Source organism: Micromonospora sp. NPDC003241 (assembly GCF_053589795.1).
Genome location: NZ_JBSFSO010000003.1, coordinates 25,435 through 37,092, shown reverse-complemented (window position 1 = coordinate 37,092; position 11,658 = coordinate 25,435). Strand labels below are relative to the sequence as shown.

Genomic DNA, 11,658 nt, shown 5'->3' with positions numbered 1-11,658 from the left:
GCCGGCCCCTCGGCCGCGCCGGGGCGGGCCGGACTCGGCAGCGCCGCGCCCGGGCCCGACTCGGTCAGCGCACCGCCGGAGGGGGCGGTCACCGCCGCTCCCCGCTCCGGGTGTCGTCCGTGTCACCGGTGCCGGGCTGGTTCTCGGCCTCGTCGGCCTCGTCTTCCTCGTCTTCGAGCCGGTAGGGCTGGGCCTCACCGGCGTACTCGGCCTTGGCAGCGAGGCGCTGCACCTCCGCGTCGGCGGTCCGGGCCGCCGCGAGCAGGTCGTCGATGTGCTTCACCTGGTCCTGCACGTCGTCCAGGACGAAGGTCAGGGTCGGCGAGTGGCGCAGCCCGAGCGCCTTGCCGACGGTGCTGCGCAGCATGCCCTTGGCGCTGTCCAGCGCGGCGGCGGTGCCCGCCTGCGCCGCCGCGTCACCGAGCACGGTGTAGAAGACCGTGGCGTCACGCAGGTCGGCGGTTATCCGGGCGTCGGTGATAGTGATCATGCCGAGCCGCGGGTCCTTGATCTGGCTCCGCACCACCGACGCGACCAGTTCACGCACCCGCTCCGCATGCCGACGTACCTTGGCCGGATCCGTCATCTCCGCCACCTCCACGGCGTCCCGCTGCCGGCCGGAACCGGCGACGCCGTCACCGGAACCCGCACCGACCCCAACACTGGAAACCCTACCCGCGCCACGTGCTCCGGCGCGCGGGGCGGCAGGTGGCCGCGACCACCACCGGTCAGTCCTCCGCGCCGTGCAGTCGGCGGCGCACCGACAGCAACTCGACCTCCGGTCGACCGGCCACCAGGCGCTCGCACGAGTCGAGCACCTCACGGGCGTGTGCCGCCTCCGCGGCCACGACCGCCACTCCTATCTCGGCTCGACCGTGCAGGTCGAGCGCACCCACCTCGGCGGCCGACACCTCGAAGCGGCGCAGCGCCGCCACGATCGGCCGTACGTACGATCTCTTCGCCTTCAGCGACCGGGAGTCGCCCGGCAGCAGCAGGTCGAACACTGCGGTTGCGGTGAACATCGCTGCGGACACTACCCGCACCCCACCCCACATGATCAAGGGGTTTACGCCATTCGACGTAAACCCCTCGATCAGTGCGTCACTACCGGATCAGGCGCGAACCTTCTCCCGCATCTCGAAGGTCTCGATGATGTCGCCCGGCTGCACGTTGTTGTAACCGGACAGCGTCAGACCACACTCGAAGCCCTCGCGGACCTCGGTCGCGTCGTCCTTGAACCGCTTGAGCGAGCTGATCGTGATGTTGTCCGCCACGACCGTGCCGTCGCGCAGCAGGCGCGCCTTCGCGTTGCGCCGGATGATGCCCGACCGGACGATGCAACCGGAGATGTTGCCGATCTTGGACGAGCGGAAGACCTCGCGGATCTCCGCGCTGCCCAGCTCGACCTCCTCGTACTCCGGCTTGAGCAGGCCCTTGAGCGCCGCCTCGATCTCCTCGATGGCCTGGTAGATGACGGTGTAGTACCGGATCTCCACGCCCTCGCGGTCGGCCATCTCGCGGACCTTGTTGGAGGCCCGCACGTTGAAGCCGATGATCGTGACCGGCTCGGACGAGGCGCTCGCGAGCATGACGTTGCTCTCGGTGATCGCGCCGACGCCCCGGTCGAGGACCTTGAGCTGGACCTCCTCGGGGATGTCGAGGTTGAACAGCGCGTCCTCCAGGGCCTCCACCGAACCGGAGACATCGCCCTTGAGGATGAGGTTGAGCGACGTCTTCTCGCCCTCCTTGAGCTGCTCCATGAGCGTCTCGAGGGTGGCCCGGCCACGGGAGTTGGCGAAGGCCGCCGCCCGCCGCCGCGCCTGGCGCTGCTCGGCGATCTGCCGCACCGTGCGGTCGTCCGCCGCGGCGAGGAAGGTGTCACCGGCGCCGGGCACCGCGGTCAGGCCGAGGACCATGACCGGACGCGCCGGGCCGGCCTCGGTGACCTGGTTGCCGTTCTCGTCGAGCATCGCCCGGACCCGGCCGTGCGCCCCACCGGCGACGATCGAGTCGCCCGCCCGCAGGGTGCCCTTCTGCACCAGCACCGTCGCCACCGCACCACGGCCCTTGTCCAGGTGCGCCTCGATGGCCACACCCTGCGCCGGCCCGTCGGTCGGAGCGGTCAGCTCCAGCGACGCGTCGGCGGTGAGCAGCACGGCCTCGAGGAGTTCCTCGATGCCGATGCCGGGCTTCGCGGCCACGTTGACGAACATGGTCTCGCCGCCGTACTCCTCGGCGACCAGGCCGTACTCGGTCAGCTGCTGGCGGACCTTGTCCGGGTTGGCCTCCGGCTTGTCGACCTTGTTGACCGCGACCACGATCGGCACGTCCGCCGCCTTGGCGTGGTTGAGCGCCTCGATGGTCTGCGGCATGACGCCGTCGTCGGCCGCCACCACCAGGATCACGATGTCGGTGACCTGGGCACCACGGGCACGCATGGCGGTGAACGCCTCGTGACCCGGGGTGTCGATGAAGGTGACCGCCCGGTCCTCGCCCTCGTGCGGGACGTGGACCTGGTAGGCGCCGATGTGCTGGGTGATGCCACCGGCCTCGCCGGCCACCACGTTCGCCTTGCGGATCGCGTCGAGCAGCTTGGTCTTACCGTGGTCGACGTGACCCATGACGGTCACCACCGGCGCACGGCTGACCAGGCGGTCCTCCGCGACCTCGGCGTCGAGGTCGATGTTGAACTGCGCGAGCAGCTCGCGGTCCTCGTCCTCCGGGCTGACGATCTGCACGTTGAAGCCGAGGTGCTCACCCAGCAGCAGCAGGGTGTCGTCGGAGCACGACTGGGTCGCGGTGACCATCTCGCCCAGGTTGAACATCTCCTGGACCAGCGAACCCGGGTTGGCGTTGATCTTGTCGGCGAAGTCCGACAGCGAGGCGCCACGGGAGAGCCGGACCACCTGCCCCTGACCCCGGGGAGCACCCGAGCTCATGGTCGGGGCCGACAGGTTGTCGAACTCCTGTCTGCGCTGCTTCTTGGACTTGCGACCACGGGTCGGCTTGCCACCCGGACGCCCGAAGGCACCGGCGGCACCGCCGCCACGGCCACGACCGCCGCCACCCGGACGACCGCCGCCACCGGCGGGACCACCCGGACGGAAGCCGCCACCAGCACCGGCGCCACCGCCGCCGCCGGGACCGCCACGGTAGCCACCGCCACCGCCGCCACCACCGGGACCGCCACGGTAGCCACCGCCACCGCCGCCACCACCGGGACCGCCACGGTAGCCACCGCCACCGCCGCCACCACCCGGACGACCGGCACCGCCGCCGCCACCGGGGCGACCGGCACCCGGGCCACCCGGACGGCCGGGACGCTGGCTCGGCATGGAGGCCGGGCTGGGCCGCGGCGGCATCGAGGCGGGACTCGGCCGCGGCGGCATCGAGGCCGGGCTGGGCCGGGGACCACCGGCACCGGCGGCCGGCGGCCGCTGCTGCTGGCTGCCCTGGATACCGAAGGGGTTGTTACCGGCGCCACGCGCCGGCGGGCGACCCTGCCGGCCACCCGGGCCGGGGTTCGGGCCACCGGGACGACCCGCGGCCGGGGAACCCGGGCGGGGCGGCATGGTGCCGGGACCGGGCCGCGGACCCGGACCCGGACGGGCGCCACCGTCTGCCGGAGGCTCCCGGCGGACGTTGTCGCGCTGCTGCTGGCGGGCGGCCTGCGCGGCCTTGACCGCGGCCTCCTGCTCGGCCTTCAGCGCGGCGGCGCGCGCCTCGGCGGCGGCCACCTCGATGTCGTGGGCACTCGCCGGCTTGGCGACCGGGGCCGCCGCCGGCGGAGGGCCGGGAACCGGGGCCTTCGGCTTCGGTCCGGGCGTCGCCGGACGCCTCGGCGGCATCGGCTTGGCGGTGACGCGGGGCTCGCCGGGGGTCGCCGGCGGGGTGGGCGCTGCCGCCGGAGCCGGTGCGGCCGACGGCGCAGCCGCCGGGGCACCAGAGCCGCCGGAGGCGACGAACGCGTTACGCAGCCGTCGGGCGACGGGCGCCTCGACCGTGCTCGACGCGGACTTGACGAACTCGCCCATTTCCTTCAGCTTGGCGAGAACGGTCTTGCTTTCGACCCCGAGCTCTTTCGCAAGCTCGTGTACGCGGGCCTTGCCTGCCACTGCACTCCTCACTCCGAGGTCGTGCGGGCAGCACCCGCAGCGACCTCACTCGTGCACTTGAAGCCTGGTCATTTCTGGGACTTCATCGTGTGCTCATGTCGGTCGTCCTACCTTGCTAGCGGCCACACCCGGTCGGATGACCGGACGTGGTGGTTGAACGCGTCAGGTACTCCGCGAGGGTGCCGTCATCTGGAACCCCGGCGAGGCGCAGCGCGCGCCCGAAGGCGCGACGCCGCACTGCCTGCGCGAAGCAGGCCGGATCTGGGTGCATGTTCGCTCCCCGACCCGGCAGTCTGCGGGCCGGATCGGGTCGAAGGCTGAATCCAGCCTCGTCACCGACCGCGACGATCCGCAGTAGTTCACTGGCCGGTGCCCGCCGTCGGCAACCCACACAGGTGCGCTCCGGCAGCGCGCGTCGTGCCACTGGAAAGAGTCTACCCCTAGCTACCCGAGACCGCTCCGCCTGGCTCCCGGACGTGGTCGGCCCCGGGCCGACCACTGGAGCCAGTTTGTTCCGCGTCGGACCGGATGTCGATCCGCCAACCGGTCAACCGGGCAGCAAGCCGGGCGTTCTGCCCTTCCCGCCCGATCGCCAGGGAGAGCTGGAAGTCCGGCACGGTCACCCGGGCCGCCCGGGCACCCAGGTCCACCACCTCGACCCGCAGCGCCTTGGCCGGCGACAACGCGTTGCCGACGAAGGTCGCCGGGTCGTCGGACCAGTCGATGATGTCGATCTTCTCACCGTGCAGCTCGCTCATCACCGCCCGGACCCGCTGCCCCATCGGGCCGATGCAGGCGCCCTTGGCGTTGACCCCAGGAGCGGTGGACCGGACCGCGATCTTCGTACGGTGACCGGCCTCACGCGCGATCGCGCTGATCTCGACCGTACCGTCGGCGATCTCCGGCACCTCCAGGGCGAAGAGCTTCTTCACCAGGTTCGGGTGGGTACGCGACAGCGTGATCTGCGGGCCGCGCATCCCCTTGGCCACGTGCACCACCACGCAGCGGATCCGCTCGCCGTGGGTGTACCGCTCCCCGGGCACCTGCTCTGACTGGGGCAGCACCCCCTCCAGCTTGCCCAGGTCGACCGTGACGATGCCCTTCTCGGCCCGGGCCTCGTGCGCCTGCACCACGCCGGTCACCAGGTCACCGTCGCGGCCGGCGTACTCGCCGAAGTGCACCTCGTCGGTGGCTTCCCGCAACCGCTGGAGGATGACCTGTTTGGCGGTCATGGCGGCGATCCGCCCGAAGTCGTGCGGAGTGTCGTCCCACTCCCGATCCACGGTGCCCTCGTCGCCCAGTTCCTGGGCGTAGACCAGGGCCACGCCGGTCTTGCGGTCGATCTCCACCCGGGCGTGCGACTGCGCACCCTCGGTGTGCCGGTACGCGGTCAGCAGCGCGGTCTCGATCGCCGCCAGGATCGTGTCGAACGGGATCTCCCGCTCGCGCTCGAGTGCGCGCAGCGCCGCGAGGTCTATGTTCACCTCTCCTCGTCCTCCACATCATCGTCATCGTCATCGTCGTCGAGGTCTTCTGATTCGGCCAGTTCGTCGAGGCGGCTGAACTCGACCTGCACCCGGCCCGGCCCCAGCTCGGCGTACGCCCACTCGGCGCGCTCGGTGTCGGTCTCCAGCACCACGCGCTCGTCGTCGGCCTCCACCACCCGCCCGGTGACCTGCCGGTCGCCGGCCGTGCCGCCACCACGCACGGTCACCCGGACCAGCCGGCCCACGTTGCGCCGCCAGTGCCGGGGCAGGGTCAGCGGCCGGTCCACACCCGGCGAGCTGACCTCCAGTTGGTACTCCCCGGCGACGATGTCGCCGCCGGCTTCCTCGGCCGCGTCCAGCGCCGCCGAGACCGCCCGCGACACGTCGGCGACCGCGTCCAGGTTGATGCCGCCGTCGGCATCGACGATCACGCGTACCACGTGCCGCCGGCCGGCCCGGGAGACGGCCAGGTCCTCCAGGTCGTAGCCGGCCTCGGCGACGACCGGCGCGATCACCGCGCGCAGCCGCTCGCGGCGGGCGGACAGGTCGCCCCGGCCACCCTGCGCGCTGCGCGGCGCGGGACCACCTCGCGGAGCCTGGCCGCCACGGGGTCGCCCCGTCGTTCTGGTGGCACGGCCACGCTGCGTCATCTGTTGGACCTTCCACTACTCGTCGGCCGCCACGCCGGTACGCCACCGGTGCGGGCGCGCCGGTGGTTGCGCAGAGCGTAACGCGCCCGGCGGAGGAGAGCCCGGGCGGCGCACCGGCGCCACCGCGCCACACGGCCCACGCCGATGGTGTTGACTTGTCCGGTGGTGATGGGCATGACGAGTCAATCGGACGGGTCCGCCGAGCTGTCCCGGCGCACGGTCCTGCGGGCCGGTGCGCTGCTGGCGCTGGGTGGGGCCGCCGTGCCGCTGAGCGGTTGCGGTCTCTTCGGCGGGGACGAGCGGCCGCCGGAGCCGGATCCGCTGGCCCCGCTGGTGGACGAGTCGCTGAGTCTCGCCGCGGGGCTGCGCGCCGCCGCCACCGCCCACCCCGACCTGGCCGCCCGGCTCGTCCCGCTCGCCGAGTCGCACGAGGCACACGCGGCCGAACTGGCCCGGTTGACCGGTGCCGCGACGCCGTCCGGCTCGGCCGTACCGACCGGGGCGTCCTGGTCCGCACCCGCCGTCGGGTCGGGCGAGCCGACCGCCGCGCTGGCCGCGCTGCGCCAGGCCGAGCGGTCCGGCCGGGAGTCGGCCAAGGCCGCCTGCGCCGCCGCGCCCGCCGAGCGGGCCGCGGTGCTGGGTTCCGTCGCCGCCGCCCGTGCCAGCCACCTGGAGGCGCTGCGATGAGCGGATGGAGCACCGGGCGCGGTGCGCCCGCCGGGCCCGGTGAGGCGCTCGCCGGGGCGTTGACCGCCGAGTACGCGGCCATCTGGGCCTACGGCCCGATCGGAGTGCGCCTGCCCCGTGACGAACGGGCGGCCGCCGCCGAGGCGGAGGCGGCCCACCGGGGCCGGCGGGACGCACTGGTGATGCAGCTCAGCACCGGTGGCGGGACCGTGCCGCCGGACCGGGCCGGCTACGCCCTGCCCTTCCCGGTGACCGACCGGGCCAGCGCGCTGCGGCTCGCGATCGTGGTGGAGGAGCGTACGGCGGCGTTCTGGCGGGCGGCGCTGCCGGTCAGCACCGGCGCCGAGCGGGAACGCGCCCTGGCCGCTCTGGTCGAGTACGCGGTCCGGGCGACGCGATGGCGGCGCAGCGCCGGCACCACCCCGCTGACCGTGCCGTTCCCGGGTCGCCCCGCCTGAGGGACACGCCCGTCGATGGGTAGGCAGCATCACGGTCCGCACCGGTTGCGGATGGCATACCAGGTATGCATACTCCGGTTCCATGTCCATCCGTCACGGCCTGCTCGCCCTGCTCGAACGCGGCCAGATGTACGGCTACCAGCTCCGGGCCGCCTTCGAGGAGTCGACCGGCTCCACCTGGCCGCTCAACATCGGGCAGGTCTACACCACCCTGTCCCGGCTGGAGCGGGACGGGCTGGTGCGGTCGTTGCCGGAGAGCGAGGCCGGGCAGCGGCCGTACGAGATCACCGAAGCCGGACGGGCGGACCTGACGCTGTGGTTCGCCACCCCGATCAGCCGCAACGACCGGCCCCGGGACGAACTGGCGATCAAGCTGGCGTTGGCGCTGACCACGCCGGGGGTGGACGTTCGCTCCGTGGTGCAGACCCAGCGCACCGCGACGATGCGGACACTGCAGGAACTGACCCGGCTGAAGTACTCCAGCGACCGGCCCGAGGACCTGCCGTGGCGACTGGTGCTGGACGCGATGGTCTTCCAGGCCGAGGCGGAGGTGCGCTGGCTCGACCACTGCGAGAGCAGCCTGGTGCGGCACCGCCCCCCAGCCTCCGGCCCGACGCCACTGCCCGAGGCGGCGGGCCGCAGTGGTGAGGAGGCCTGGCGGTGAGCGCGGACGACCGGCCCGCGTCGGCCACCCGCGACACCCCCACGGCACCTGACTCCCGCCGACCCGACGGCGCCGGACCCGACCCGGAGGCGGTGCTGGAGCTGCGGGACGTGCACCGGACGCACGGCAGCGGCCCGGCCGCGGTGCACGCGCTGCGCGGGGTGAGTCTGGTCGTCCGCCCCGGCGAACTGGTCGCCGTGATGGGTCCCTCCGGCTCCGGCAAGTCCACCCTGCTGACCCTGGCCGGCGGGCTGGACAGCCCGACCGGTGGTCACGTGCTCGTCGAGGGACAGCCACTGCACGCCCTGGACCGGCGTGGTCTGGCCCGGCTGCGCCGCCGCCGGATCGGCTACATCTTCCAGAACCTCAACCTCATCGGCAGCCTGACCGCCGCCGAGAACGTCTCCCTCCCCCTCGAACTCGACGGCGCGGGCGTACGCCGGGCCCGCCGGCTGGCGCTCGACGCGCTGACCGAGGTGGGTCTCGCCGAACTCGGCGACCGCTTCCCCGACCAGCTCTCCGGCGGCCAGCAGCAGCGTGTGGCGATCGCCCGGGCACTGGTCGGCGAACGGCGTCTGGTGCTGGCCGACGAGCCGACCGGGGCGCTGGACTCGCAGACCGGTGAGGCCGTCCTGCGGCTGCTGCGCCGCCGGGTCGACGCCGGAGCGGCCGGCGTGCTGGTCACCCACGAGGCGCGGCACGCCGCCTGGGCGGACCGGGTGGTGTTCCTGCGCGACGGAGTGGAGGTCGACTCGACCGCCCCGCTGGTCGGCGTCGACGCGCTGCTCTCCGGCAGTCCTCGGTGAGCCTCCGCCCCCATTCGCGGCCGGTGCACGACCTTCCACCCGAGCGGCCCCGCCGGAGTCGGTCGGCCGAGACGCTCGGTTCGTGGCGGGCCGCGCTGCGGATCGCCCGGCGCGAGGCGACGCGGGCCCGTGGGCGTACCGCCCTGGTGCTGGCGATGATCGTCCTGCCCGTACTGGCGCTGTCCTTCATCGCGGTCAGCGCGGACATGGCCCAGCTCGATCCCGCCGAGAAGATGGAGCAGCGGCTCGGCGACGCCGACGCGGAGCTGCGGGTGGTCAGTCAGGGGCAGGTCGCCCAGAACGCCGACGGCAGCGTCTGGAACGCGCCGGAGGACCGGATCCCCGAGACGGTCACCGTGGACGACGTCCGCCGGCTGCTCCCGGCGGACAGCCGGGTCCTCCCGGTACGCCGCTGGGTGCCGCTGCCGGTCCGGGACGGCACCCGGATCCGCGACGACGTCTCCGCCACCGAGGTCGACCTCACCGATCCGCTCGCCGCCGGCCTCGTTCGGGTCCACGAGGGTCGGGCGCCGGCCACGGCCGACGAGGTCGCGCTGAACCGGGCCGCTCGGCGCACCTTCGGCGTCGACGTCGGGGGCGTGCTCAACGCCGGGGACGGCACGAGGAGCTGGACCGTCGTCGGTGTGGTCGAACTCCCGGAGTCGCTGGAGCCGATGGCCTTCCTGCGTCCCGCCGGTGAACCGTCGGGCTCGCTGGATCACGACACCGTGTTCCTGGTCGACCTGCCCGGGCCGGTCACCGACGATCTGTTCCGCCACCTCAACCGCAACGGAGTGGTGGTCGGTGCCCGCGTCTGGGCTCCGTCGAGCCCGGTGGAGGCGGTCCGTCCGCTCGGTAACAGCCTGGGCGCGGAGGCGATCGGCACCGGAATGCTGATCGGCGGACTGGGCCTGCTGGAGGTGGTCCTGCTGGTCGGCCCGGCCTTCGCGGTCGGGGTCCGACGACGGCGGCGGGAGCTGGCACTCGTCGCGGTGGCGGGCGGCGACGCGGCGCAGCTCCGCCGCGTGGTGCTCGCCGACGGCGTGCTGCTGGGGTGCCTCGGTGCCACCGTCGGGGTGGCGCTCGGCGTGCTCTCCGCGTTTGCCGCCCGGCCGCTGGTCGAGGAGTTCGTCTTCCAGCACCGCTTCGCCGGGTACCGCGTCTGGCCGGCGGCGCTGGGCGTGATCGCACTCGTCGCCGTACTCGCCGGGGTGCTGGCCGCGCTCGCGCCGGCCTGGACCGCCGCCCGGCAGGACGTGGTCGCCGGGCTCGCCGGCCGACGCGGCGCACCCACCCACCGGCGGCGCTGGCTGGCGCTCGGTGTGCTGCTGGCCGTCACCGGGTTGGTCATCGCCGGGATCGGGGCGGCGATGGTCCGTTCGTCGGTCATCCTCGCCGGGCTGGTGCTCGGCGAACTCGGGCTGGTCTTCGCCACGCCGACGCTGGTCGGGCTGCTGGCCCGGCTCGGCCGGTTCCTCCCGCTGGCGCCCCGGATCGCGGTACGCGACGCCAGCCGCAACCGTTCCTCGACCGCGCCGGCCATCTCGGCGGTGATGGCGGCGGTCGCCGGCAGCGTCGCTCTGGGGGCCTTCCTGGCCAGTGAGGACATCCGATCCGACGGGCAGTACCGTCCGTTGCTGCCGGACCGGACGGTGCTGGTCACCGCCCACGACCCGGGGTCCGACGGTCCACTCGGCCGGGACACCGTCACCGCTGCGGCCCGGGACCATCTCGGTGCCGCGACGGTCGCCCCGCTGATCGCGGCCGGCTGCCGGCCGGTCTTCGACGCCTGTCTGGTGAGCGCGGTGCCGCCAGTGGAACAGTTCTGCCCGTGGCGCCCCTACGACACGATGAGCGAGGCCGACCAGCGGCGGGCCCGGGCCGACCAACGCTGTCAGGGGCCGTCCGAGGACCATCTCGACGGCTACTTCCAGGTGGCGGTCGACGACGGCGCGGCGCTGCCGATGCTCACCGGCGCCACGCCGGCCGAGGTCGCCGACGCCACGGCCGTCCTGCGTGCGGGTGGCGCGGTGGTCACCGATCCGCGCTACCTCGCCGACGGCCGCCTGCACCTCCGGGTCGAGCCGGACGACCGCGCGGCGGAGGCGGCCACCACGACCGTGCCCGGGTACGCGACGCGGAGCGACATGCGGCCACCCTGGCTACTGCTCTCGCCCGCTGCGGCAGACCGCCTCGGCCTCACCGTCCGGCAGACCGGCTGGGCCATCGCCGCCGACGAGCCGCCGGAGCAGCGGCAACGGGACCGGTTCGTCGACGCGTTGGAGTCCCTCGGTCCGGTCGGCGCACAGTTCGAGGTCGGCAAGGGCTTCGGCGGCGCCGAGCCGTTCCTGCTCCTGCTGGCCGGAGTCTCGGCGCTGGTGACCGTGGGGGCCGCCGGGATCGCCACCGGACTCGCCGCCGCCGAGGGGCGGGCCGACCTGTCCACCCTCGCGTCGGTCGGTGCCGGTCCGGGCGTACGAAGACTGCTGTCGCTCTGCCAGGCCGGGGTGATCGCCGTGCTCGGCTCGTTGCTGGGCATCGTCGCCGGGCTCGGCTCGGCGGCGATCATCCTGACCTTCACCAACCGACGGTTGACCGAGGGGTGGCCGGTGGAGTCGCCGTACCCGCTGGTGGTGCCCTGGCTCACCCTCGGCGTGCTGGTCGTGGTGCCGCTGGTCGCGATGGCCGGGGCGGCGCTGCTGACCCGGTCCCGGCTGCCGGTGGAACGCCGCCTGGACTGACGGGACGCGGGCGCAGCGGCGGCGGCGTTGTCGTACCGACGCCGGTGGAT

Annotated in this window: 10 protein-coding genes and 1 pseudogene; 5 read left to right on the top strand and 6 right to left on the bottom strand. The window is 73.6% G+C overall.

Annotated elements, in window-relative coordinates; all coding sequences use genetic code 11:
* Positions 1-88: 88 nt before the first annotated feature.
* From rbfA to rimP, 6 genes and pseudogenes are all read right to left on the bottom strand, one after another.
* On the bottom strand, positions 89-586 hold the full coding sequence (rbfA, locus tag ACWDVW_RS03495) for a 30S ribosome-binding factor RbfA (protein ID WP_449944289.1): 498 nt from the start codon (positions 584-586) through the stop codon (positions 89-91).
* A gap of 142 nt (positions 587-728) precedes the next feature.
* Complete coding sequence (locus ACWDVW_RS03490; RefSeq protein WP_350693767.1) at positions 729-1,022, bottom strand: DUF503 domain-containing protein; 294 nt, start codon at positions 1,020-1,022, stop codon at positions 729-731.
* Between the two features lie 90 nt (positions 1,023-1,112).
* On the bottom strand, positions 1,113-4,115 hold the full coding sequence (gene infB / locus ACWDVW_RS03485) for a translation initiation factor IF-2 (protein ID WP_449944284.1): 3,003 nt from the start codon (positions 4,113-4,115) through the stop codon (positions 1,113-1,115).
* Between the two features lie 93 nt (positions 4,116-4,208).
* A pseudogene (locus ACWDVW_RS03480) lies at positions 4,209-4,539 on the bottom strand (YlxR family protein).
* 16 nt (positions 4,540-4,555) lie between these two features.
* Entirely contained in the window at positions 4,556-5,599 is a 1,044-nt protein-coding gene (gene nusA, locus ACWDVW_RS03475; RefSeq protein WP_449944281.1) for a transcription termination factor NusA, read from the bottom strand.
* On the bottom strand, positions 5,596-6,252 hold the full coding sequence (gene rimP / locus ACWDVW_RS03470) for a ribosome maturation factor RimP (protein WP_350693760.1): 657 nt from the start codon (positions 6,250-6,252) through the stop codon (positions 5,596-5,598). The genes nusA and rimP overlap by 4 nt, the downstream gene beginning before the upstream one ends.
* A 174-nt stretch (positions 6,253-6,426) precedes the next feature.
* On the opposite strand from rimP, the gene ACWDVW_RS03465 reads away from it, so the two are divergent.
* The 5 genes from ACWDVW_RS03465 (at position 6,427) to ACWDVW_RS03445 (ending at position 11,608) form a co-directional block, all read left to right on the top strand.
* Entirely contained in the window at positions 6,427-6,939 is a 513-nt protein-coding gene (locus tag ACWDVW_RS03465; RefSeq protein ID WP_449944277.1) for a hypothetical protein, read from the top strand.
* Positions 6,936-7,397 carry a ferritin-like domain-containing protein gene (locus tag ACWDVW_RS03460; RefSeq protein ID WP_449944274.1) on the top strand — a complete coding sequence of 154 codons (462 nt, stop codon included), beginning with the start codon at positions 6,936-6,938 and terminating at the stop codon, positions 7,395-7,397. Before ACWDVW_RS03465 ends, ACWDVW_RS03460 begins: the two co-directional genes overlap by 4 nt.
* An 82-nt stretch (positions 7,398-7,479) precedes the next feature.
* Positions 7,480-8,061 (top strand): PadR family transcriptional regulator, encoded by a 582-nt coding sequence (locus ACWDVW_RS03455; protein ID WP_396745313.1) that lies wholly within the window; start codon positions 7,480-7,482, stop codon positions 8,059-8,061.
* 92 nt (positions 8,062-8,153) lie between these two features.
* Positions 8,154-8,867 carry an ABC transporter ATP-binding protein gene (locus tag ACWDVW_RS03450; protein ID WP_449944847.1) on the top strand — a complete coding sequence of 238 codons (714 nt, stop codon included), beginning with the start codon at positions 8,154-8,156 and terminating at the stop codon, positions 8,865-8,867.
* A gap of 23 nt (positions 8,868-8,890) precedes the next feature.
* On the top strand, positions 8,891-11,608 hold the full coding sequence (locus ACWDVW_RS03445) for an FtsX-like permease family protein (RefSeq protein ID WP_449944271.1): 2,718 nt from the start codon (positions 8,891-8,893) through the stop codon (positions 11,606-11,608).
* Positions 11,609-11,658 lie beyond the last annotated feature (50 nt).